We start from the raw sequence: 21,084 nt of genomic DNA on the forward strand, positions 1-21,084 counted from the left end.
TTAAACGTCCTGACGTACCACGCTGCTACCGCTTAAGGCCGCAGCGCGCTTATGGCTCAGAATGGCGTTCAGCAGGATAGCGCCAAAGGTTGCCGTACCGATCCCACCCAGCGTGAAGCTGCCAATTTTCAACGCGAAATCCCCGGCGCCCAGCACCAGCGTCACCGCCACCATAATCAGGTTGCCATTCTGGCTCAGATCGACCCTGTTCTGCACCCAGATACGTGCGCCCGCCACGGCAATCAGACCAAATACCACAATCGATGCTCCACCGATCACCGGGCCGGGAATGGTATGGATCAGCGCGCCGAATTTCGGCGAGAAGCCAAGCACCATCGCAATCATCGCCGCCGCAACAAATACCAGCGTCGAATAGACTTTGGTCACCGCCATCACCCCGATATTCTCTGCGTAGGTCGTTACGCCGCTGCCGCCGACGCCGCCGGACAGCATGGTCGCCAGACCGTCGCCGACAAAGGCACGCCCCATATACGGGTCAAGATTGCGCCCGGTCATGCCCGCCACGGCTTTAAGGTGTCCGAGGTTTTCCGCCACCAAAATTACCGCCACGGGTGCAATCATCACCATCGCCTGGCTGCTGAAGGTGGGAGAGGTGACCAGCGGCAGGCCGAACCACGGTGCGTGGGCCAGCAGGCTGAAGTCGACCGGTTTGCCAAAGCCAAAGCCGTTGGTCAGCACCGCATATATCGCCCAGGCAACGATAAGCCCGACAAGGATCAGCAGGCGCTGCACCATGCCGCGGGTAAATACTGCCACCACGCCGATGCACAGCACCGTCATCACCGCCATCCAGCTGTCAAACATCGAGGCCGACACGCCGCGCACGGCAATCGGCGCCAGGTTGAGGCCAATCGCCATCACCACTGCGCCAGTAACCACCGGCGGCATCATCTTCTCAATCCAGCGCGTGCCGGCTTTCATCACCACGACTCCAATCAGGGTGTAGAGCAGGCCGCAGGCGATAATCCCGCCCAGCGCAACGCTGAGATTGGGGTTCAGCCCCTGGCCATTGAATCCGGTAACGGCAATCACCACCCCCACAAAAGCGGCGCTGGAGCCGAGATAGCTCGGCACGCGGCCGCCCGTTACCAGGAAGAACAGCAGCGTACCTACCCCGGACATCAGAATAGACAGGTTGGGATCCAGCCCCATCAGCAGCGGCATCAATACCGTCGCACCAAACATCGCCACCGCGTGCTGCAGACCCATAATCACCGTCTGCCCTAAGGGCAGGGCTTCATCCGGTGCAACGATACCCGTGGAGGATGCCGTTGTTTTCGACCATTTGGGAAACCAGGAAGCTGCCATCGTTATCTCCAGAGTGTGAGCACTGCGTGAAAAATCAGAAACTGCGTGGGGGTAGTGGGTGATAGCCGCGATCGAACCAGATCAGGCCATGGCTGCTGTCGTTGATGACCAGCGCCTGCGCCTCGCATACCAGAATGTCATGGGTGCCGACGCTCATCGTCTGCGTGACGAGGCAGTCAAACGAGATCAGCGCGCCGCTGAGGATCGGCGATCCGGTGACGCCCGTCGTCCAGTCGGCGGCAACAAAGCGCTCGGCCATTGGCGTTTTACCGCCGAACAGGTTGGACAACGCCTCATGCCCGGCGGCCAGCGTATTGACGCACAGCTGGCGGTTCTGGCGGAAAGCGTCATATACCGAGGCGGAACGGTTCAGGCATACCAGCAGGGTTGGCGGCGAATCGGTGACGCTGCACACTGCCGAAGCGGTAAATCCGGCACGGCCGCCAGCCCCGTCGGTGGTGATAATATTGACCGCCGCGCCGAGGCGGGCCATCGCATTGCGAAACTGCTGTTTGTCCACCAGCGTATCGGGGACGGGAATTTTCAGGGCTTCAGACATAACGGCTCCCTTTCGGCGGTATTGGCGGCCAGGCTCTCATCTTGCAGCCAGCTCATCAGCAGGTGATTAAAAGTAGTACTGTCGGTGACGCTCATGGCATGGCCACCCCAGTTCATGCGCTGTAGCGTGGCGTCAGGTAGCGCGGCCAGCAGCTGTTCGGAGCAGGTCCAGGGCACCAGCAGATCGTCACGCGCGCACAGCAGCAGCACCGGCTGGTGGATACGCTGCGCTTGCGCGCTGTAATCACAGGCCATCAGCGCATGCAAACGTTTCAGCAGGTTCTCACGCCCCTGAAAATGCGCCGCGTGCAGCGTGTCTTCAGCTTCAATGCGCTCCTGATGCTGCGACAGCCAGTCAGCCGGATAGAGGAACAGCGGCTGAGCCCGTACCCAGGCTTCAACGCCCACGTTGATCAGCAGATCCTGACGCACGCGGAAGCAGCGACGGGTGTGGGCATCCAGCTGTAGCCAGCCGTTAACCAGCACCAGGCGCTGCACGCGTTCGGGGTAGTCGAGCGCCAGCTGCAGCGCCACCATGCCACCCAGCGCGTGACCGATGATGTCGTAGCGTTCGATGCCCTGCGCGCTGAGCGCCTGCGCCAGTTCACTGGCCATATCCTGCATGCTGTAGCCCTCAGGCAGGGTGTCCGGGCTGCGGCCGGTGCCGCGCTGGTCATACACCACCACGCGATACGCGGCACGCAGAGCATTCATCTGCGGTAGCCAGAAACTGCCCAGCCCGCCCAGCCCGGCGGAAAGTACCACGGTCGCGGCGCCGGCATCGTCGCGGCCTGAAAGCTCAATATGCATGCGTCACTCCTTATTGACCGATATGCGCGACGCTGGCGATCTCAATCAGCGCATCGGGTTTCACCAGCCCGCACTGAATACAGAAGCGCGCCGGTTTTTCGCCGGGGAAGAACTCGGCATACACCGCGTTAACCGCCGCGTAGTGGCTCCAGTCGGTGATAAAGATCGAGTTAAAGGTCACGTCGTCCATCGTGCCGCCCGCCGTCTCAATCACGCTTTTGATCGTTTCCAGCACGTGACGCGTCTGCGCGGCAGCATCACCGACATGCACCACGTTGTTGTCCTTATCGAATGGCAATGTCCCGGAGACATACACCACGCCGTCGGCCAGCGTTCCCGGCACAAAAGGCGCAATCGGCACGCTGGTGCCCGGTGGGGTGATAATCGTTTTTGGCATGCTCTTGACTCCGTCTCAGAAATGCAGTTTTTATGCCGTTTGTTGTGCGGCGGTAGGTTCATGCTGTAATGCGCGACAGAAGCTGCCGACGTCAGAGACCCAGCCAAAGAAGGTTTCGATATTGAAAATCGCCGCCTGCTGGGCAAACAGCGGCCCGGCCTGATAGGTCGCGTCTTCCAGCACGATGCCAAAGTATTCAAGGAAGAAGCCGTCGCGCAGCGTCGACTCCACGCAGACGTTGGTCGCAATGCCGGTAAACACCAGGTGGCGAATTCCGCGGCTGCGCAGCATGCTGTCGAGCGCAGTGTTGAAGAAGCCGCTGTAGCGCGGTTTTGGCAGCACAATATCGCCCGGCTGCGGCGTCAGTTCGTCGACCAGCTGATAATCCCAGCCGCCCTTCGCCAGCAGGGTGCCCTGCAGCTCCGGCTTCTGGCGCATGGTTTTCAGCGCGTTGGATTTATGCCAGTTCGGTGAGCCGGGGCCACCCGCTTCCACGTACTGATCGTCCCAGCCGTTCTGGAACCAGATAATCTGGATCCCGGCGTTGCGCGCCGCTTTAACCGCCACGTTGATCTGGTCGATCACCGGGCGGGTGGCGGAGACATCAAAGCCGGCGAGATCGAGATAGCCGCCGGTGGTGGCGTAGGCATTCTGCATATCTACCACAATCAGCGCGGTCTGCTCCGGCGGAAAGACAATCGCTTCCGGGCGAGCGGGCAGGGTAATGGCATTCTGGCTTGAGGCGGTGGTACAGACCACGGCGGGTTTGCTCTTCATTACGCGACCTCCTGAGTAGCATCAATCACATCAAGGCGGCACTGCATCAGCGGCTGGATGCGCTCGCCGAAGTTCTCAATGCCCTGTAGGAAATCATCAAAGGTCAGTAGCACGCCGTGAGTGCCTTCAACCGTTGCTACCTCATCCAGCATGCGCGCGACGCTGGCGTAAGAGCCGACCAACGTGCCCATATTGATATTCACCGCAGAAGTCGGGTCAGCCATCTGGCGCACGTTGGTATCGCTGCCGGATTTCTTATCCTGCTGGCTCTGCGTGGTCAGCCACGCCAGCGCTTGTTCGTCTGCCCCCTCTTTGTAGTGCTCCCATTTCGCCCGCGCCGCCTCGTCGGTTTCATCGGCGATGATCATAAACAGCACATAGGAGCCGACATCGCGCCCTGCGGCATCGGCCGCCGTTTTCATCCGCGCAGCGGTCGGGGCGAATGCGGTCGGCGTATTCACCCCTTTACCGAAGCAGAAGTTGTAATCGGCGTGCTTCGCGGAGAAGGCCATGCCCGCATCGCTCTGTCCGGCGCAGATCACCTTCATCGGCTTCTGCGGCTGCGGGCTGAGGCGGCAATCGTTCATGGTAAAGAACTCACCTTTGAGATCTGACTTACCCGTGCCCCACAGATCGCGCAGCACGCTGACGTATTCGGTCAGATAGTCGTAGCGGCGCGAGAAGTACTCATCGCCCGGCCACAGGCCCATCTGGTCATATTCCGGCTTCTGCCAGCCGGTCACCAGGTTAACGCCGAAGCGTCCGCCGGAAATGGAGTCAATCGTTGAGGCCATGCGCGCCACGATAGCCGGAGGCAGTGTCAGAGTGGCGGCGGTGGCGTATATTTCAATGCGTGAGGTGACGGCGGCCAGTCCGGCCATCAGGGTAAAGGACTCCAGGTTGTGGTCCCAGAATTCGGTCTGGCCACCGAAGCCGCGCAGCTTGATCATCGACAGGGCGAAATCAAAGTGATAGTGCTCGGCTTTCTGCACAATGGCTTTGTTCAGTTCGAACGTGGGCATGTACTGCGGCGCGTTGTTGGAGATCAGCCAGCCGTTGTTACCGATAGGGATAAAGACACCAATTTTCATGTGAAATCCTCTGATTAAGCGAAAGATTGACTGCGATACGCTGTGCAGGAATATTGCAAAGGCTGTGCCATAATCAGAAAAGTCATTAAAAACAGCGTGTTGCTTAAAGGTTGTGAAATTGTACTGGAGTGGATGGTCCAAATCAGACCATTTGGTCAAAACTATCTGCACAAAAAGCAGGCAGGCGTGGTCAATATAAGTGCATCCCTCTGATTAGGTATGCTTCGGGCGATTTGATATTATCCCCGCAACCCACATGGATCATGGAGTCACGGTGAATTCGACTGATAAGCCTGCGGCAAAAGCCTCAACCCGCCGTTCCCGCGCGGTAGCCGCCAAGCGCAACGCTATTCTGGCGGCAGCGCTGGAGTTTTTTTCCCAGTTTGGCATCCACGGCACCAGCCTGGATAAAGTGGCTGAACGCGCTGACGTTTCCAAAACCAATCTGCTTTACTATTTCCCGTCGAAAGAAGAGCTGTATATCGCGGTGCTGAAAGATCTGCTGGACGTGTGGCTGGCGCCGCTGCGTGCGCTGCGTGCCGATCAGCATCCGCTGGAGGCGATACGCGACTACATCCGCCTTAAGCTGGAAGTGTCACGCGATCATCCGCAGGCCTCACGTCTGTTCTGTCTGGAGATGCTGCAGGGGGCGCCGCTGCTGAAGGCCGAACTGGCGGGCGATCTCCGTCACCTGGTGGAAGATAAAGCGGCGGTGATTGAGGCATGGGTGGTGCAGGGCAAGCTGGCGGCGGTCCAGCCGCACCATCTGATCTTTATGCTGTGGGCCACCACGCAGCACTATGCCGATTTCTCCACGCAGGTAGAGGCGATAACCGGGCAAACGCTGCAGGATGAGCAGTTCTTTAACCAGACGGTAGAGAACGTGCAGCGCATGGTGATTGAGGGTATTCGCGTACGCTAACCGCAGGCTGAACAGGACAGGTTTATGGATTCCGTTTCACAATTTGTGTTGGGCGCTGCGGTAGCCGTTGCCGTGATGGGGCGCAAAGCACCGGTATGGCAGGCTGCGGCCGTGGGCGCGGCGTGCGGCACGCTGCCGGACCTTGATGTATTTATCGACCACGGCGATGCTATCCGCAATATGACCCTTCACCGTACTGAAAGCCATGCGCTGCTGTGGTTGACCCTGGTTTCGCCGCTGCTGGCCGCGCTGTTTGCCCGCCTTTGCCGCCAGCAGCAGCACTTCGCCCGCTGGTGGGTGGCGGTGTGGCTGGCGCTGATCACTCACCCGCTGCTGGATTTGACCACGGTCTACGGCACCCAGCTGGCGCTGCCATTTACCGATCGGCCGTTTGCCATCGGCAGCATGTTTATTGTCGATCCGCTCTATACGCTGCCGCTGCTGGTGGGAATGGTTGCCGCGCTGGCGTGGCGCGGGGAGCGCGGGCGACGCTGGAATCGCATCGGGCTGAGCCTCAGCTGTGTTTATCTGCTGTGGAGCATGGTCGCGCAGGCGTGGGTGACGCATGAGGTGAAGCAGCAGCTGGCGGCAGACCGCGATGACGTTGAGCAACTGCTGGTCACGCCGACAGCCTTAAATACCCTGCAGTGGCGCGTGGTGGTCATGAGGGAGGACAGCTATCAGGAGGGGTTCTATTCACTGCTCAGCCCGCACACACCGCTGGCATTAACCACCCACGATCGCGGTACGGCGCTGTATCAGCAGCTGGCGTCGAACTGGTACGTGCAGCGCGTGGCCTGGTTTAGCCGCGGCTTCTTTGCCATGAAGCAGGTCAATGGCTATATCACCATCACCGATTTGCGGATGGGGGAGGAGCCGGACTACACCTTTACCTTTGATCTCGGTCCGCTGCCGCTTAAAGAGGGGCCTTATAAGCCATCGCGTCTGGCGGTACAGCGCCCACCGCTCGGGCAGGCACTGCATAAACTGTGGTCACGCTTCTAAACCTACCGTGCCGGGCATCATGCCCGGCACGGGCGACAGAGTTACCCCGCCTTACGCTTGCGCAGGAACCAACCCACCGCCAGCATCAGGAACCACAGCGGCGTTACCATCAGCGCCTGGCGCGTATCGGTTTCCAGCGTCAGCAGCACAATGACGAAAGCGAAGAAGGCGATGCAGATCCAGCACATGAATTTGCCCAGCGGCATCTTGTAGCTCGATTCAGCGTGCCGCTGCGGGTACTTCTTACGGTACGCCAGGTATGAGCACAGAATAATGGTCCAGACAAACATAAACAGAATCGCGGATACCGTGGTGACCAGGGTAAACACCGTCATCACGTTCGGGATCAGATAAATCAGCGCAACCCCGCCCAGCAGGCACAGGCAGGAGAAGAACAGCCCGGTGGTCGGCACGGCGCGGCTTGACAGCATGCCGAAACGACGATGGGCCACGCCCTGTTGCGCCAGACCGTACAGCATGCGGCTGGTCGAGAAGATACCGCTGTTCGCCGAGGAGGCTGCCGAGGTCAGTACCACAAAGTTAACGATGCTTGCCGCCGCCGGCAGGCCGATCAGCACAAACATCTCCACGAACGGGCTGCGGTCCGCGACCACCTGATCCCACGGTGTTACCGCCATAATCACCATCAGCGCCAGCACGTAGAACATAATGATACGCAGCGGAATGGCGTTAATTGCACGCGGCAGCACGGTTTTTGGATCGTGCGTTTCAGCGGCAGCGGTGCCGACCAGCTCAATACCCACAAAGGCAAAGACCGCGATCTGGAACCCGGCAAAGAAGCCGCTCAGCCCTTGCGGGAACATTCCGCCGTGATCCCAGATATTGCTCAGGGAAGCGGTGCCGCCGCCCGGAGAAGGGTAGTGCATGGCGACCAGCACGATACCGGTGGCGATCAGCGCAACGATGGCGACGATTTTAATAATCGCAAACCAGAACTCCATTTCGCCAAACAGTTTTACCGTGGCGATATTCAGCGTTAAAAATATCGCGATGCACAGCAGGGCGCTCATCCAGACCGAGAAGTCGGGGAACCACAGCTGGAAGTAGGAGGCAATAGCCACCACATCAGCAATGCCGGTTACCACCCAGCAGAACCAGTAGGTCCAGCCGGTAAAATACCCCGCCCAGGGACCGAGCAGGTCGGCGGCGAAATCGCTAAAGGATTTGTACTCCAGATTGGAGAGCAGCAGCTCGCCCATGGCGCGCATGACAAAGAACAGCATAAAGCCGATGATCATATAGACGAAGATGATTGACGGCCCGGCCAGGCTGATAGTTTTACCCGACCCCATAAACAGACCGGTACCGATCGCACCGCCGATAGCAATCAGCTGAATATGACGATTATGCAGGTTACGCCGGAGTGTATCCGGTCCTTCCTCCGAGACGATTGCCTCTTTTGATTGATCAACCATATTGGGTTTCCTGTCCTGTGGTGATGATGTTTAAGCTCTGATGGCTTTTAATAAATCGATGATGTCGAGGTTAGTGCGGTCAAGAGCTTAACGCAAAAGACCGGAGGATAAAGCAGAAATTGCGGCTAAACTGCGAGAAGCACGCATCGCCTGCTTAAAAACCCGGCGTTGATCTCACCCACACAATAAAAGGGGAGGGAAATGAAGCAATTAATCGCATTTGCACTACTGGCTTTGCTTGGCTGGCTGGCGTTGCCCACCCTGCTAAAAAAACTGCCCGCCGAATGGAATCCCGCTACCCCGCTGGCGGTGACCGACCCGCCCACGCTGGTGACGCGCTACAAGCTGAAGCGGCTGGCGAGTGACGGCGCTGGCTGCCTGGCGGTGCTGCAGCAGGCCGAGAGTGCGGGCTATATCAGCTATACGCGCCCCGGCAACCTGCAGGGGCAATGCCCGCTGGTCGACCCGGTGCGTATCACAGGCTTTGGCGAGGTCAAACTCAGCTCAAGCTTTCTCGCCAGCTGCGCGCTGGCGGTGAGCAGCACGATGCTGGTGACCCAGGCCCTGAAACCGCTGGCGCAGAGTGAGTTAGGCTCGCCTCTGGCGCGGATTGACCACCTTGGTAGTTATGCCTGCCGCAATATTTATCATCGTGCGCAAGGGCGGCTGAGCGAGCACGCCAGCGCCGAAGCGTGGGACCTCAGCGCATTTCGCTTGCAAAATGGTCAGCGTATTAGCGTGCTGAATCACTGGCAGGCGAATGATGCCCGCAGTCGCTGGCTGCATCAGGTGTTTGCGCAAAGCTGCGGCCTGTTCGGCAACTCGCTGGGGCCGGAATATAACGCCGCTCACGCTAACCATTTTCATCTGGGCATGCGCGGGTTTAGCCTCTGTCGCTGAGGGCTACCCTGCGAATTTCATCTTTTAACCCCGTTTGATTGTCAGGGTGGCTAAGCGTAAGGCCTTAGTATAAATGTGGATATATCTGATGTTTTTTCCCGCAGGTTAATCTATTGTGTAAAGCCAAATTGGTTAAGGTTAAGGATAATTAACAATGATATCAGTGTGTTTAACTAGTAACCCACAGGAAGTTACTGTTTTTTAACCAAAATACCCTAATTGATCGTGTAAAACTTTTATGTGTAAACGGCAGGGAAAAGGGGGCAAATTTATTGAATATTTATAGGAAAAATCCTATTCTAACGCCATGTGGTGAGGGCGGAGATAAATCTCGCTATCCCGGTTGCAGATCATTTGGTGCCGGCATGCCTGCTTTTTTAACGGCTGCAGAACGCTTTTTCGGGATAATTTCCCCGATAATTTTTAATGCCCCCAGTCATGAATAATGCTGCATTAAGCACGGCTTTAACGCCTGGCGGAACACGCGGGATAGTTAGCTTTTACTCGACGACATTCATTTTTTGCGACCAGTTAGACAATGACAATTATAATTAGGGTATGGAGTTTTACCACTGTCCCGCTGAGGCGTTATGACACCTGAGAACTATTTCAGTTGGCGAACCGAAATGCAATTTGCCTTTAGTCAGGTTGTCAGCAAGGCTGATATTACCCGTACTATTGAGCAGCAGATGTCTCATCTGGGATTCGATTTTTATGCATTTTTTATTCGGCACCCCGTTCCTTTTACCCGGCCGAAAACCTTTTTTTTTACTAATTATCCACAGAATTGGGTCGAGTATTATTTGCAGGAGGACTTTGCACAGCTCGATCCGGTTTTGAAAATTTGTCGTGCTCCTGGAAACGTCTGGCCGTGGGACGAAATGGCCGATGCAGCAGGCAGAAAAGTGTTCCGGGCTGCCCGTAAACACGGCATCTATCACGGTATTTCATGTTCGATGATGGCGAAGAATCGATCTATGGGTATCTTGTCGATGTCCTATGCTTGTGAAAGTAAGACTATTCAGTTAACAACTGGACTGGAGCTTCAACTTCAGAACCTGGCCGAACTGAGCCTTGCTGCGCTGATCGAGATGGATGATATCTCGATGACGGCCGCTAAACTGGAATTAAGTGAACGAGAATTGGAGATACTAAAATGGACAGCGGAGGGAAAAACTTCTGCAGAAATATCCTTAATACTCTCAATTTCAAAAAATACGGTGAACTTTCACCAAAAAAACATGCAAAAACGATTTAATGCACCAAACAAAACGCAAATCGCCTCTTACGCTGCAGCAATCGGTTTAATCTGAAAGAGGATGCAACTACTAATTTTGGTAGTTTCGTATTGCTAACCGGTTGTCTACCCTGCGCCCAGGGTGACAACCCTGCCCGTGCCGTCAGGAGCGGCGCTCACGAGGGAATGCGACAGGGGATTATATGAAGATTATCCAGACCAGATTGAAGGACATGCCATCGTCGTTGCTGGCAGAATTAGGAAGTTATCGGTATAGCGTTTTTGCCCGCGGTGAGGGCTGGTCAATTCCTTCACGCCTGAGCACTCCGGGACAGGAGTACGACCGCTATGACCGATCTGATGTGATCTGGTTGATCGCCTGGAAAGCGCAGCATGGTATTTGCGGCTGCGTACGCCTGATGGCGTGGCACAACCCCGATAATAATTCGTCGGAGATGATCGGTGAGAGTGAGTCTGACGACAGCGAAATTGTCTGGGAAATGTCGCGCTTTTCCGCCCGGCTTGAGATTGACGCCGAACTGCCACTCAATATTTTATGGCATGCGGTACAGCTGGCGGCGCAGTCCGGCGTGAAATACCTTTACAGCGCGGCAACGCCAATGCTGGAACAGATGTTTGAACAGCATCAGGTGAATTATGAACCCCTCACGCCGGGGATTATCCAGTCAGAGGATAATCTGTTTGCGGTGAAAATCCCGGTGCAGCAGCCCAATCTGGCGGAAAAATTCCACGGGGCGCGGCGTTTTCGTCCTGAGGAAGTGCTGCCCACGCTGGGCGTTTCGGTTAGCTGGGGAGCGCGCGGGCGTTAGTCGCTCAGTGACCCTGCCACTTTGACCACAGCGTGATTAATAACCACGCTGCCGCACACCAGCACACTACGGCTGCCAGTAGCGCCCACGGCAGCCGCATCAAATTGATCAAATACCATAGCGACAGCAGATAGACAAAATAGGGAATAATCGCCCACATCCCAAAAAGAATGGTGGTGCGCAGTGCTTCAACACCGCGTTCACTGGCAACAATATAGTGAGCCAGCAGGGCGAATGTGGGAAACAGCGGGATCAGACCGGCAAGATAGTAATTGCGGGTTTTGGACAGAATGCCAATTAACACCACAACGAAAGCGCCGAGTAATGCTTTGAAAAGTAAGGCCATTGCTTTATTCAGTCAGCGAAAACCTTAAGATGTGACAAAATCACTGAAAAAGCAATGGACCTTTTATGAGCCAGCGTGCGCCAGCGCTAGGGGATTACTGGCGGAACGCGAACTTAATTTGCTTAACGGTGTTGCTAAATACTTCCGCCTGCTGCCGATCTTCGAGATCGGCGATGTAGCGTTCCATCTTGATAATCACTTTCCCGGCATCGGCCTGACCCATTCCCTTCAGCATCAGCGTAACCAGTGCCTTCATACAGGTCACTTCGTTGGCGAGTGCCTGCACTTCTTCGCTGGTTGTAAAGTCAATCTGACTCATGATCTCTCCCAATAGTCATTGAAAACAGTGCACCTGGCAGGTGGACCAGGCACTAAAAGTTGTTAAAAGTATATCACATAATGGTATGAAGGAATCCCCTGCGCGGGGCGCTTAAGATTAAACTGAACTCATCACTCAGGCAGCGGTGATTAACATTGATGGCAGAATAGGATGGCGAATCGGCTGCCGCATAAAAAGAGTGAGCTATTATTTTTTCAAAATTTAAACTATTGCCGGGTAAATCTATCTATTTGTAATATATGTGATAATTTACTATGATTTGAATCTGTTATTGATGGCGCGAGTTATCTGGCCCTGATAGTTGTGCTAATACAGTGGCAATGTTGTTGGATTTTCACGCGAATAAAATGCGCTGGATAATTATTTTTTCTGCGCTATGTATCATTATTTCTGTTCTAACACTGCTGGAAAAGTAGTAACATAACGGCCCTGCCAATGTCTCTACTGTCACCCGCCTCAGCCATCTAGGGAGCCTCTTTTGATAAGCGTATTTCTTGTTGATGACCACGAACTGGTACGTGCAGGTATTCGTCGCATCCTGGAAGATATCAAAGGTATCCAGGTCGTCGGCGAAGCCAACTGCGGTGAGGATGCGGTAAAGTGGTGCCGTAGCAACAGTGCCGACGTGGTGCTGATGGATATGAACATGCCCGGCATTGGCGGCCTTGAGGCCACGCGTAAGATTGTGCGCTACGCCCCGGACAGCAAAATCATCATGCTGACCATCTATACGGAGAACCCGCTGCCGGCGAAAGTCATGCAGGCTGGGGCTTCCGGCTATCTGAGCAAAGGTGCCGCGCCGCAGGAAGTGGTCAGCGCGATACGCTCCGTTAACGCCGGGCAGCGCTACATTGCTTCAGATATTGCTCAACAGATGGCGTTAAGCCAGCTTGAACCGCAAAAAGCGGAATCCCCTTTCAGCTGTTTGTCGGAACGCGAATTGCAGATTATGCTGATGATTACCAAAGGCCAGAAAGTGACGGAAATTTCCGAACAGCTTAACCTGAGCCCGAAAACCGTTAACAGCTATCGCTACCGCATGTTCAGCAAGCTTAACATTAGTGGTGATGTAGAGTTAACGCACCTGGCCATTCGTCATGGCCTGTTCAATGCGGAGCCGTTAATCAGTAGTGAGTGATCTGTTTGATGCTAAATCTTTCCTGAAAACCGTCACCAGTCAGCCTGGCGTCTACCGGATGTATGATGCCGGCGGCACAGTCATCTATGTCGGTAAAGCGAAGGATCTCAAAAAGCGCCTGACCAGCTATTTTCGCGGCAATCTCGCCAGCCGGAAAACCGAAGCGCTGGTGGCACAAATTCAGCAAATTGATGTGACGGTAACGCACACGGAAACCGAAGCGTTACTGCTTGAGCACAACTACATCAAGCTCTACCAGCCGCGCTATAACGTGCTGCTGCGTGACGATAAATCCTATCCCTATATCTTTCTGAGTGCGGATACCCATCCACGCCTTGCCAGCCACCGCGGCGCCAAGCATGCGAAAGGGGAGTACTTTGGCCCTTTTCCCAATGGCTATGCGGTGCGTGAAACCCTGTCGCTGTTGCAAAAAGTCTTTCCGGTTCGCCAGTGCGAAAACAGCGTATACCGCAATCGCACGCGTCCCTGCCTGCAGTATCAGATTGGTCGCTGCCTTGGGCCCTGCGTCGCAGGACTGGTTTCGGAAGAGGAGTATGCGCAGCAAATTGATTACGTCCGGCTGTTCCTGTCCGGTAAAGATGATCAGGTGCTTAACCAGCTGGTGGGACGGATGGAAAACGCCAGCCGCGATCTGCGCTTTGAAGAAGCGGCCAGGCTGCGCGATCAAATTCAGGCCGTGCGCCGGGTAACCGAGAAGCAGTTTGTCTCAAACCAGGGCGATGACCTTGATGTGATTGGCGTGGCGTTTGACTCGGGCATGGCCTGTCTGCATGTGCTGTTTATCCGCCAGGGGAAAGTGCTGGGCAGCCGCAGCTATTTCCCAAAAGTGCCGGGTGGCACCGATCTGTCAGAAGTGGTGCAAACCTTTGTCGGTCAATTCTACCTGCAGGGGAGCCAGGCGCGCACGCTGCCGGGAGATATTCTGCTGGACTTTACGCTGCCGGAAAAAGATCTGCTGGCGGAGTCGCTGACCGAGCTGGCGGGGCGGCGCGTGTCGATTCAGAGCAAACCGCGCGGCGATCGTGCCCGCTACCTGAAGCTGGCCCGCACCAATGCGGCCACTGCGCTGGTGACGCGTCTGGCGCAGCACTCGACCATCCATCAACGGCTGGCTGCGCTGGCGCAAACGCTGGAGCTGCCGCCAATCCGGCGTATGGAGTGTTTCGATATCAGCCATACCATGGGCGAGCAGACCGTTGCTTCCTGTGTGGTGTTCGATGCTAACGGGCCGCTGCGCAGTGAGTATCGTCGTTACAATATTACGGGAATTACCCCGGGTGATGACTACGCGGCAATGAATCAGGTGCTGCGCCGCCGCTATGGCAAAGCGATTGAAGAGAGCAAAATCCCTGATGTGATCCTGATCGATGGCGGAAAAGGCCAGCTGGCTCAGGCGAAAACAGTGTTTGCCGAGCTGGATGTACCCTGGGATAAAAATCGCCCGCTGCTTCTCGGCGTCGCGAAAGGGAGCGATCGTCGGGCAGGGCTGGAAACGCTGTTCCTCGAGCCGGAAGGTGAGGGCTTTGCTCTGCCGGCGGACTCCCCGGCGCTGCATGTTATCCAGCATATTCGTGATGACTCTCACAATCACGCAATTACGGGTCATCGTAATAAACGGGCAAAAGTGAAGAACACCAGTGCACTGGAAACCATCGAAGGCATCGGCCCGAAACGCCGCCAGTCGCTGCTTAAGTACATGGGGGGCCTGCAACCGCTGATTAATGCCTCGGTTGAGGAGATTGCCAGCGTGCCGGGAATATCGCACGCGCTGGCGGAAAAAATCTTCCATGCGCTGAAACACTAAGCATTGCAACACCCGGGGCAATGTAGCAACATAGGGACAAATTCTACTCTGTCCAGACAGTTAGCGTAATTATGCCATTTAATATTCCGACCTTACTTACCCTGTTTCGTGTAGTGTTAATCCCATTCTTTGTGCTGGCGTTTTATCTGCCATTTCAATGGGCTCCGCTCGCCTGTGCGCTGATTTTCATTTTCGCTGCGGTGACTGACTGGTTCGACGGTTATCTGGCGCGCCGCTGGAAACAGACCACGCAGTTCGGCGCCTTCCTCGACCCGGTAGCGGATAAAGTGATGGTGGCAATGGCGCTGGTGCTGGTGGCGGAATATTTCCATGCCTGGTGGATTACGCTGCCTGCCGCCACCATGATTGCCCGCGAGATTATCATTTCTGCTCTGCGCGAGTGGATGGCTGAAATCGGTAAACGCAATAGCGTGGCCGTATCCTGGATCGGTAAAGTGAAAACCACGGCGCAGATGCTGGCGCTGTTTGCTCTGTTATGGCATCCAAATGATGTGATTGAAGGCGTCGGCGTCGCCGCTTTATATATCGCAGCGGTGCTCACTTTCTGGTCAATGTTCCAGTATCTCAGTGCGGCGCGCGGCGATCTGCTCGAACGGTGATCGAAGCGGTTCAAAAAGCAGCAAACAGATGCTTTGTGAGGATAATTTTATTGACTCGCCTGGTGAGAACAGTAGAATGCAACGCATCGAAAGGCAGCATGGTCTGCCAGAAGATAAAGTAAGTCAGAGAGTTAACTTAACTTTTTGATTGCTAAGCGGGAATAGCTCAGTTGGTAGAGCACGACCTTGCCAAGGTCGGGGTCGCGAGTTCGAGTCTCGTTTCCCGCTCCAAATTTAGTCAGCAGAGGTGAAGCTCTGATGACAGAAAAGAATAAAAGGCGCGTTGGCAGAGTGGCCATGCTACGGATTGCAAATCCGTCTACCTCGGTTCGACTCCGGGACGCGCCTCCACTTTACACCCAAGCCCGGGTGGTGAAATCGGTAGACACAAGGGATTTAAAATCCCTCGGCTTATGGCTGTGTGGGTTCAAGTCCCACCCCGGGCACCATCTTCGAACTACCGATTAAAACGAATAAAAACAAGCTGTAAGCAATGTCGTAACCGCCCTTGAAAGGCGGTTTTTTTATACCTCAAAAACACACTTCAGAATATACCTTCAGAATATTTCCTTTCTTTCACTGACCGCCGACTACCGGGACAATAGTGATTTTTCTGTTGTATCGTGCAGTTTGCTCAACATTTTTATGCCCGGAAATCGCCTGTTTGTCATAAATATTTCCGGACAGGTCTGAGATGCCTTTTGCCTTCAGGTCATGAAAGGTGAAGTTAAAATCAAGGTTTGGATAAGCTTCCCTTGCGGCTTCCTTTGCTTTCATCCAGCGGCTGTTAAACCCGTCACGCGTGTACTTCGAACCGGATGGCTGGTGGACAACGAAAATGCTACTCATGCCGCTCTTTAAGGGCAGGGCATTGCATGCTTTAACCACAGATTCAAGACGTGGGCTCCACGCTTTGATTTGAGCAACACTCGTTTTGCTTTGCTTAATCATGATCCCTTCTTCAACGAGCTGGCTTTTCTTCATTTCCAGCACATCAGCCTGGCGTGCACAGCATAGATAAGCCAGCTCCATAGCAACCTGTACCACAGGTGGCGACACTGTATATAGCGCGGCGTACTCAGCATTTGTGATGTACCGGTCTCGTGCAACCTCCTTGAACTGCTTTACCCCTTTGCAGGGATTTCCTTTAACCTTCCCGCGTTCAAAACCCCAGCGAAAGACACGGGACATAAACGCTTTTTCTCTGTTCGCCTGTGTTCTGCTTTTGACTCCGCGCTTATCCAGGTATTTACGCACATGCTCTGGCTTGATGGAATTCGGCGGCATTTTGCCGAAAACAGAAATCACCTTCAGTGAGTACTTCCTGTAATCCTTCTGCGTCTCTTTGCCGAGCTCGAAAAAGTCAGCCGATTTGAAAAAGTTTTCAACCAAACCAGCGAACGTATTTTCGTCGGTACGATCATTAATCAGCGCTTCATAAGCACTCCATACCTGTGAAGGAGTTGATGTGATGTCGCAAAGGCGTATGGTCCCACCGTTCTTGGGCTTAAATTCATAAGCGGACCTGCCCCGGTACGTCCGGGGAGGCATCCACTGATCTTCTTTGTTTACCCTGACTCTCGCCATTAGTTCTCCAATGCTCCGAAATTGGGCTCGAAATCCTCCACTCCAGCCGCATGACGGCGAGAAAGAGAATCGTTAAAATGTTGCCATGTGGTTCGGGGTCTGCCATCACGGCGGGTGATGAAAAACACCCCAGCACTCCTCAGACACTCACATTGTTTTGAGGGAATCCGATAGCCTGTCAGTTCCTGAATGTCAGCATCTGAAATAATTCCGTATTGGATCGTCTGTACCATATTTGTCTCCGCAACCCGCTGCATCGGGTAGTTAAGTGGCGTGACATGTCACGGGGTTAATTTCACTTCATACCATCCATTTCGTGCCCAGCAGGCTGATTCTTCCTGTAGCGGGCAACTCTGCACCGGCAGTTGATCACCACAGCGGCCGCAGCGTTTCTTACTGAGCGATTTAAATCGTGCTTTTGCCCTGGCATCGTCCTGGCGAATGAGAAGGGCGATGTACTCTGCCAGTTCGTAAGGGTCTCTGCCTGGACGGCGGGCGACCCGGTTACGCTCCAGCATTTCGAGCTCCTGAGTATCCAGCACCAGCTCCAGCTTCTGCTCACCGCTGGCAGCCTGCCGCGCGCGCTGCGCTGCTTTGCGTTCTGCTGCTGACTTAGCCATAACCCTTCTCCCTGCTGCACACAGGACAGACGTTATCGGACATCGAATAAGGGAAGCTGCTATCCAACTCATCGACCCACTGAAGGTGTTCGCTACACCAGAAGACCTCCCACGGCATACTGTAATGCTTCATCCAACTGGAAATCAGGAATGGTAATTCCGTTGGCGGCAGCTCCTCCGGCAGCAGCTTATCGTTCAGCTCCCGTTCCGCGCGCGCCAGCATGTTCCTCAGTGAATTTATTTCCTCTTCCTGCTGCCGGACCTGTGCGTGAAGTTCAGCTTTGGTGACCACCATCACCTCCCGGCGCTGGCGCTGCTGATTGATAGCGGCTGCTGATAGGCTCCCGGGCTATACCCTGAAACACTTTATCGATTATCCGGTCAGCATCAGTTGTACTCGGCACGGTTTCACTCTCTGTTGCCTCATTCCAGACCATATCAACAAGCTCACGCAATTGATTTCGATCCGGCACGCTGGACGCTGGCGGGGTGGTAGCTCTTAACGGGTCATCATAACAATCTGACAAAAACAGCCTACCCAGTTTTGTAAGGGTTTTGTTCTTGGGCGTGATTAAACCCATCTCAATCATGATTGTTGTTATCGTGTGTCCGCAGTACCAGCCGCAGGCAATGTTCAGTAAGCTGTATCCAAGGAACTCACGATGATCCGTTCGTCCGAAACTAGTTCCCTCAAAGGCCTTTTGGATCACATCATCAGTTACTTCTGGGGCATGGAGGTAAGATTTCACTTCTTCACCTCCCACTTAACGCCATCCGCGTCGAGTGCCTTAACACAATCGGATACGCCGTGGTTATAGCCATCATACCAAGTAACCCCGACTTTTGTCGGCTCGTCGTAATCAGGCAACACAACAACCTTCTGCGGCTGTGCGCTCCGCGTTGCTGCGATAATTGTTTCATCAGCCCAATCGCGATCAAACCCCGGCATTGTCGGCAGGGAAGCGGCAACGTCTTTCGTCACAGCATCGATCCAGTCGCGCATGGCTTTTGCCACAACTACTATTTCCGACAATACGGCAGGCTGTGCGGCGGTGTAAAGGATTCGACAAGCATCCCTGCGCTCTTTGGCATCCTGGTAAATATATTCTTTGCAGTCATACCATTGGCCATCAGTCCCAACCTGATAAACTGGCTCACCCGCCGCAGCATCGCGCCGGGCAATTTCTTCCCGCAGCTCGTCGCGCTCACGCTCTGCCGCTTGCAATGCCTCAATTAGCTGAATTACAACTGCGGGGTTGGATGCTGCAATGAAGCGGGCGTTATGCGCTTTCTGCTTCTTACTGCAATTGACACCATCGAATCCCATCCAGTCCACGATATTCCCACAGCGCGCATCATCAGGGGTGTGAATGGCGAATTTGTTTGTTTTTTCATTAATGAAGGCCTTCCAAATGCCCCCGGTCGCCCGCCGAGCCAGCTCTTTTAACTTTTGTGTGTTCATGGCTGCTCTCCAGTCGATGTCATGGGCAATGAAACAGCTTCGCGAAATCGTGATGGACTCCAATCACAAACTTCATCGCCCGGAATGTGCCCGAACATCATCGTACATCGGCGCGAATACACACATTCACCGCAAGTTTTGCCAACTGGGAGATTCATGCCCGCATCGTCGTTAGAAGCTCGGCGCATTGGCTGCCTGATTTCGTTCATGGCTGCTCTCCTTCTCGGATGCGGGCGCGAACTTCATCTGCATAATCGCGTTTGAACTCAGCTTCATCAGCATTCGGCAGGAACTCGACAGCAGAAAGAATGGCTCCAGAGATATCGTGTGCCGCAGCTGGAGTGTCATCGATAAACCCTGTTTCCCACGCTGCGAGCAGTCTGTTTGCTGCGAAGTGAATGCCCTCAGCGCGTGCCTGCGCCCGAATCTCGCGGAGAGCGGCGTCTGTGGCAGGGGTATTACCAATATCGTTGTATGCTGCCAAGATTTCTGCGACCTTATCTTGTCCAATTTCATCGCAGATGATTTCAGTGATTTCATGTGTCACATTTGAAAAAACGGTCACAGCGTCGATTGCACATTTATTCTCAGCAGCCAGCGCCCGCACCTGCTCCTGAAGCGCGGCGATACGTGCATCCTTCTCAGTGACGATGGCGGTGTGGTCGTCGTATGAAACTACCGGGCCAGACTTATCATTTCTATTTGGCACCTTGTCATCAAAGCAATAGCGCTTGATCTCGTTCATGATTGCACCCTCAGTTGATTCCAGCGATTTAGGAAGAGAACACGTGCAGCACGCGGTTCCAGTGGTGCAACGATGAATTCAGCCAGAGCAACACCCTCTAAGCATGCCCACACTGCACCATCATCCAGACCCAAATCACGGCGCTCAGTAGCCAGCATCACCAGGTCTGCCTGCTTTACTGCAGGGGACATTGCTGGTGGAAGTCCGAATTTATTACGGATCACTGCGTCAACACGCCGCTCAATGGCCTGATAGTCAGGTAGGAGCGCTTTCAGTGGTGAATTGATGTCGCTGCAATAAGCTTCAGCGGCATCGTGCAGAAGGGCTTCCAGTGCGTTCTCATGCGGCACCAGATAGCTCACGTGAACAGAATGCTGAGCAACGCTGTAGAAGTCGCTCACATGGCCAGTGAACCGGCAGATATTCGACAACGCGGCGGCGATGTCTACGATGGAGATACTTTCAGGGTGCATCTCATTAAAATTGAAGTGCCGGCCGGATAGGGTGGTAATCCACGACATTATTCAGCCCCCACGGTTTCGTGGCTTTCGCCGTGAAGCACGCGCTCGATCACTTCGGCAGAAAAGTTACGCGTGCCGGGAAGATCAAGAGCCAGTGAAATAGTGGTCTGCATAAGATGAAGATGAGCGTTCTGCTCAATCAGGTCGGCCAGCACATCAAACCGTGCATAGCGCCCGGCAGGGCATTCGCGCATGAAAGCCAGCTCATGATTCATCTGCATCTGGTAATCGGGCTCATAGCGCGTTACGTTGCTCTTGCATACTGAAGAGGCCAGAACGTTGCGAACGTCGAGGCGGGTAGCCAGAGCGTGAAGCAGCTGGCAGATATCAGGGAACGAGTGTTCAAGTTCACGAGCTTTGCCGTGGGCCTCTTTTACGAGCTCCGGCGTTGTTAGAGTTCCGACTTCATGTGCCATCGAAATAACCTTTTTCCTGTATTCAGGTTGCGCGAATCCCTTACCGAGAGCGGTAATAAAACGGGAACCTGATAATTTAATTAAATGGCTGGTGGATCACTGCATTAATCCACAGCCGTCTCCGCTGAGTAACACATCGAAAAGAGCACTACCGCGTGTATGCCGCCCCATC

26 protein-coding genes and 3 tRNA genes are annotated in these 21,084 nt (G+C 54.6%); 11 read left to right on the forward strand and 18 right to left on the reverse strand.

Going from position 1 to position 21,084, the window contains the following annotated elements:
• Genes rutG through rutA form a run of 6 tightly spaced genes read right to left on the reverse strand, consistent with a single transcriptional unit; the run spans window position 1 to window position 4,962 of the window.
• Entirely contained in the window at window positions 1-1,329 is a 1,329-nt protein-coding gene (gene rutG, locus J2Y91_RS16135) for a pyrimidine utilization transport protein G (RefSeq protein WP_133623985.1), read from the reverse strand.
• A gap of 34 nt (window positions 1,330-1,363) precedes the next feature.
• Window positions 1,364-1,888 carry an NADH-dependent FMN reductase RutF gene (rutF, locus tag J2Y91_RS16140; protein ID WP_048916460.1) on the reverse strand — a complete coding sequence of 175 codons (525 nt, stop codon included), beginning with the start codon at window positions 1,886-1,888 and terminating at the stop codon, window positions 1,364-1,366.
• Window positions 1,873-2,697 (reverse strand): pyrimidine utilization protein D, encoded by an 825-nt coding sequence (gene rutD, locus J2Y91_RS16145; protein WP_133623984.1) that lies wholly within the window; start codon window positions 2,695-2,697, stop codon window positions 1,873-1,875. The genes rutF and rutD overlap by 16 nt, the downstream gene beginning before the upstream one ends.
• Window positions 2,698-2,707: 10 nt before the next feature.
• The gene (gene rutC / locus J2Y91_RS16150; RefSeq protein WP_133623983.1) at window positions 2,708-3,094 is read right to left on the reverse strand and encodes a pyrimidine utilization protein C; all 387 of its coding nucleotides are present in this window, start codon (window positions 3,092-3,094) and stop codon (window positions 2,708-2,710) included.
• Window positions 3,095-3,124: 30 nt separating this feature from the next.
• Window positions 3,125-3,871, reverse strand: a complete 747-nt coding sequence (rutB, locus tag J2Y91_RS16155) for a pyrimidine utilization protein B (RefSeq protein WP_133623982.1) — start codon at window positions 3,869-3,871, stop codon at window positions 3,125-3,127.
• Entirely contained in the window at window positions 3,871-4,962 is a 1,092-nt protein-coding gene (gene rutA, locus J2Y91_RS16160; RefSeq protein WP_133623981.1) for a pyrimidine utilization protein A, read from the reverse strand. Before rutA ends, rutB begins: the two co-directional genes overlap by 1 nt.
• 256 nt (window positions 4,963-5,218) lie before the next feature.
• On the opposite strand from rutA, the gene rutR reads away from it, so the two are divergent.
• Window positions 5,219-5,884 (forward strand): HTH-type transcriptional regulator RutR, encoded by a 666-nt coding sequence (gene rutR / locus J2Y91_RS16165; RefSeq protein ID WP_048916455.1) that lies wholly within the window; start codon window positions 5,219-5,221, stop codon window positions 5,882-5,884.
• 24 nt (window positions 5,885-5,908) lie between these two features.
• On the forward strand, window positions 5,909-6,889 hold the full coding sequence (locus tag J2Y91_RS16170) for a metal-dependent hydrolase (RefSeq protein WP_133623980.1): 981 nt from the start codon (window positions 5,909-5,911) through the stop codon (window positions 6,887-6,889).
• A gap of 41 nt (window positions 6,890-6,930) precedes the next feature.
• On the opposite strand, the gene cycA is transcribed toward J2Y91_RS16170, so the two are convergent.
• Window positions 6,931-8,325, reverse strand: a complete 1,395-nt coding sequence (cycA, locus tag J2Y91_RS16175; RefSeq protein ID WP_133623979.1) for a D-serine/D-alanine/glycine transporter — start codon at window positions 8,323-8,325, stop codon at window positions 6,931-6,933.
• A 201-nt stretch (window positions 8,326-8,526) separates the two neighbouring features.
• Between cycA and J2Y91_RS16180 the strand changes: the two genes are divergently transcribed.
• The 3 genes from J2Y91_RS16180 to J2Y91_RS16190 all read left to right on the forward strand — a co-directional run bounded on the left by J2Y91_RS16180 (window position 8,527) and on the right by J2Y91_RS16190 (window position 11,292).
• Window positions 8,527-9,225 (forward strand): extensin-like domain-containing protein, encoded by a 699-nt coding sequence (locus tag J2Y91_RS16180; protein ID WP_133623978.1) that lies wholly within the window; start codon window positions 8,527-8,529, stop codon window positions 9,223-9,225.
• A gap of 590 nt (window positions 9,226-9,815) precedes the next feature.
• Complete coding sequence (locus J2Y91_RS16185; RefSeq protein WP_133623977.1) at window positions 9,816-10,538, forward strand: autoinducer binding domain-containing protein; 723 nt, start codon at window positions 9,816-9,818, stop codon at window positions 10,536-10,538.
• A gap of 127 nt (window positions 10,539-10,665) precedes the next feature.
• A complete protein-coding gene (locus J2Y91_RS16190; protein ID WP_133623976.1) occupies window positions 10,666-11,292 on the forward strand; it encodes an acyl-homoserine-lactone synthase in 627 nt (208 codons plus the stop codon).
• Between the two features lie 4 nt (window positions 11,293-11,296).
• Here J2Y91_RS16190 and J2Y91_RS16195 read toward each other — a convergent pair whose 3' ends face one another.
• Together J2Y91_RS16195 and J2Y91_RS16200 are read right to left on the reverse strand one after the other, a co-directional pair.
• Complete coding sequence (locus J2Y91_RS16195; protein WP_048916450.1) at window positions 11,297-11,638, reverse strand: GlpM family protein; 342 nt, start codon at window positions 11,636-11,638, stop codon at window positions 11,297-11,299.
• A gap of 94 nt (window positions 11,639-11,732) precedes the next feature.
• Window positions 11,733-11,957 carry a DUF2594 family protein gene (locus tag J2Y91_RS16200; RefSeq protein ID WP_048916449.1) on the reverse strand — a complete coding sequence of 75 codons (225 nt, stop codon included), beginning with the start codon at window positions 11,955-11,957 and terminating at the stop codon, window positions 11,733-11,735.
• A 499-nt stretch (window positions 11,958-12,456) separates the two neighbouring features.
• Here J2Y91_RS16200 and uvrY point away from each other — a divergent pair, with 499 nt between their 5' ends.
• From uvrY to J2Y91_RS16230, 6 genes are all read left to right on the forward strand, one after another.
• On the forward strand, window positions 12,457-13,116 hold the full coding sequence (gene uvrY, locus J2Y91_RS16205; protein ID WP_133623975.1) for a UvrY/SirA/GacA family response regulator transcription factor: 660 nt from the start codon (window positions 12,457-12,459) through the stop codon (window positions 13,114-13,116).
• Window positions 13,109-14,941 (forward strand): excinuclease ABC subunit UvrC, encoded by a 1,833-nt coding sequence (uvrC, locus tag J2Y91_RS16210; RefSeq protein WP_048916446.1) that lies wholly within the window; start codon window positions 13,109-13,111, stop codon window positions 14,939-14,941. The genes uvrY and uvrC overlap by 8 nt, the downstream gene beginning before the upstream one ends.
• A 71-nt stretch (window positions 14,942-15,012) precedes the next feature.
• Window positions 15,013-15,561: a CDP-diacylglycerol--glycerol-3-phosphate 3-phosphatidyltransferase gene (gene pgsA, locus J2Y91_RS16215; RefSeq protein ID WP_048916445.1), complete on the forward strand. Its 549-nt coding sequence runs from the start codon at window positions 15,013-15,015 to the stop codon at window positions 15,559-15,561.
• Between the two features lie 155 nt (window positions 15,562-15,716).
• Window positions 15,717-15,792 (forward strand) — tRNA-Gly (locus J2Y91_RS16220).
• Between the two features lie 46 nt (window positions 15,793-15,838).
• Window positions 15,839-15,912, forward strand: a tRNA-Cys gene (locus tag J2Y91_RS16225).
• 12 nt (window positions 15,913-15,924) lie between these two features.
• Window positions 15,925-16,010: transfer RNA gene (locus J2Y91_RS16230), tRNA-Leu, on the forward strand.
• A gap of 127 nt (window positions 16,011-16,137) precedes the next feature.
• On the opposite strand, the gene J2Y91_RS16235 is transcribed toward J2Y91_RS16230, so the two are convergent.
• From J2Y91_RS16235 to J2Y91_RS16280, 9 genes are all read right to left on the reverse strand, one after another.
• Entirely contained in the window at window positions 16,138-17,148 is a 1,011-nt protein-coding gene (locus tag J2Y91_RS16235; protein ID WP_062818320.1) for a tyrosine-type recombinase/integrase, read from the reverse strand.
• Window positions 17,148-17,381: a DUF4224 domain-containing protein gene (locus J2Y91_RS16240; protein WP_253538763.1), complete on the reverse strand. Its 234-nt coding sequence runs from the start codon at window positions 17,379-17,381 to the stop codon at window positions 17,148-17,150. Before J2Y91_RS16240 ends, J2Y91_RS16235 begins: the two co-directional genes overlap by 1 nt.
• 48 nt (window positions 17,382-17,429) lie before the next feature.
• Window positions 17,430-17,768, reverse strand: coding sequence for a hypothetical protein (locus J2Y91_RS16245; protein WP_253538766.1), 339 nt, complete (start codon window positions 17,766-17,768; stop codon window positions 17,430-17,432).
• The gene (locus J2Y91_RS16250) at window positions 17,761-18,063 is read right to left on the reverse strand and encodes an antitoxin PHD (protein WP_301292155.1); all 303 of its coding nucleotides are present in this window, start codon (window positions 18,061-18,063) and stop codon (window positions 17,761-17,763) included. The genes J2Y91_RS16245 and J2Y91_RS16250 overlap by 8 nt, the downstream gene beginning before the upstream one ends.
• On the reverse strand, window positions 18,044-18,517 hold the full coding sequence (locus tag J2Y91_RS16255; protein WP_253538769.1) for a hypothetical protein: 474 nt from the start codon (window positions 18,515-18,517) through the stop codon (window positions 18,044-18,046). Before J2Y91_RS16255 ends, J2Y91_RS16250 begins: the two co-directional genes overlap by 20 nt.
• On the reverse strand, window positions 18,514-19,230 hold the full coding sequence (locus J2Y91_RS16260; protein ID WP_253538773.1) for an ead/Ea22-like family protein: 717 nt from the start codon (window positions 19,228-19,230) through the stop codon (window positions 18,514-18,516). The genes J2Y91_RS16255 and J2Y91_RS16260 overlap by 4 nt, the downstream gene beginning before the upstream one ends.
• Before the next feature lie 205 nt (window positions 19,231-19,435).
• Complete coding sequence (locus J2Y91_RS16270) at window positions 19,436-19,975, reverse strand: hypothetical protein (protein WP_253538776.1); 540 nt, start codon at window positions 19,973-19,975, stop codon at window positions 19,436-19,438.
• Complete coding sequence (locus tag J2Y91_RS16275) at window positions 19,972-20,496, reverse strand: HD family hydrolase (protein WP_253538779.1); 525 nt, start codon at window positions 20,494-20,496, stop codon at window positions 19,972-19,974. Before J2Y91_RS16275 ends, J2Y91_RS16270 begins: the two co-directional genes overlap by 4 nt.
• Window positions 20,496-20,912, reverse strand: a complete 417-nt coding sequence (locus J2Y91_RS16280) for a hypothetical protein (protein WP_253538782.1) — start codon at window positions 20,910-20,912, stop codon at window positions 20,496-20,498. Before J2Y91_RS16280 ends, J2Y91_RS16275 begins: the two co-directional genes overlap by 1 nt.
• Window positions 20,913-21,084: the final 172 nt, after the last annotated feature.

This window comes from Erwinia aphidicola, from assembly GCF_024169515.1.
GTDB lineage: Bacteria > Pseudomonadota > Gammaproteobacteria > Enterobacterales > Enterobacteriaceae > Erwinia > Erwinia aphidicola.

Coding starts and splice junctions, on each gene's coding strand:
- rutG (WP_133623985.1), bottom strand. CDS start 1,329: ATGGCAGCTTCCTGGTTTCCCAAATGGTCGAAAACAACGGCATCCTCC.
- rutF (WP_048916460.1), bottom strand. CDS start 1,888: ATGTCTGAAGCCCTGAAAATTCCCGTCCCCGATACGCTGGTGGACAAA.
- rutD (WP_133623984.1), bottom strand. CDS start 2,697: ATGCATATTGAGCTTTCAGGCCGCGACGATGCCGGCGCCGCGACCGTG.
- rutC (WP_133623983.1), bottom strand. CDS start 3,094: ATGCCAAAAACGATTATCACCCCACCGGGCACCAGCGTGCCGATTGCG.
- rutB (WP_133623982.1), bottom strand. CDS start 3,871: ATGAAGAGCAAACCCGCCGTGGTCTGTACCACCGCCTCAAGCCAGAAT.
- rutA (WP_133623981.1), bottom strand. CDS start 4,962: ATGAAAATTGGTGTCTTTATCCCTATCGGTAACAACGGCTGGCTGATC.
- rutR (WP_048916455.1), top strand. CDS start 5,219: ATGGATCATGGAGTCACGGTGAATTCGACTGATAAGCCTGCGGCAAAA.
- J2Y91_RS16170 (WP_133623980.1), top strand. CDS start 5,909: ATGGATTCCGTTTCACAATTTGTGTTGGGCGCTGCGGTAGCCGTTGCC.
- cycA (WP_133623979.1), bottom strand. CDS start 8,325: ATGGTTGATCAATCAAAAGAGGCAATCGTCTCGGAGGAAGGACCGGAT.
- J2Y91_RS16180 (WP_133623978.1), top strand. CDS start 8,527: ATGAAGCAATTAATCGCATTTGCACTACTGGCTTTGCTTGGCTGGCTG.
- J2Y91_RS16185 (WP_133623977.1), top strand. CDS start 9,816: ATGACACCTGAGAACTATTTCAGTTGGCGAACCGAAATGCAATTTGCC.
- J2Y91_RS16190 (WP_133623976.1), top strand. CDS start 10,666: ATGAAGATTATCCAGACCAGATTGAAGGACATGCCATCGTCGTTGCTG.
- J2Y91_RS16195 (WP_048916450.1), bottom strand. CDS start 11,638: ATGGCCTTACTTTTCAAAGCATTACTCGGCGCTTTCGTTGTGGTGTTA.
- J2Y91_RS16200 (WP_048916449.1), bottom strand. CDS start 11,957: ATGAGTCAGATTGACTTTACAACCAGCGAAGAAGTGCAGGCACTCGCC.
- pgsA (WP_048916445.1), top strand. CDS start 15,013: ATGCCATTTAATATTCCGACCTTACTTACCCTGTTTCGTGTAGTGTTA.
- J2Y91_RS16235 (WP_062818320.1), bottom strand. CDS start 17,148: ATGGCGAGAGTCAGGGTAAACAAAGAAGATCAGTGGATGCCTCCCCGG.
- J2Y91_RS16240 (WP_253538763.1), bottom strand. CDS start 17,381: ATGGTACAGACGATCCAATACGGAATTATTTCAGATGCTGACATTCAG.
- J2Y91_RS16245 (WP_253538766.1), bottom strand. CDS start 17,768: ATGGCTAAGTCAGCAGCAGAACGCAAAGCAGCGCAGCGCGCGCGGCAG.
- J2Y91_RS16250 (WP_301292155.1), bottom strand. CDS start 18,063: ATGGTGGTCACCAAAGCTGAACTTCACGCACAGGTCCGGCAGCAGGAA.
- J2Y91_RS16260 (WP_253538773.1), bottom strand. CDS start 19,230: ATGAACACACAAAAGTTAAAAGAGCTGGCTCGGCGGGCGACCGGGGGC.
- J2Y91_RS16270 (WP_253538776.1), bottom strand. CDS start 19,975: ATGAACGAGATCAAGCGCTATTGCTTTGATGACAAGGTGCCAAATAGA.
- J2Y91_RS16275 (WP_253538779.1), bottom strand. CDS start 20,496: ATGTCGTGGATTACCACCCTATCCGGCCGGCACTTCAATTTTAATGAG.
- J2Y91_RS16280 (WP_253538782.1), bottom strand. CDS start 20,912: ATGGCACATGAAGTCGGAACTCTAACAACGCCGGAGCTCGTAAAAGAG.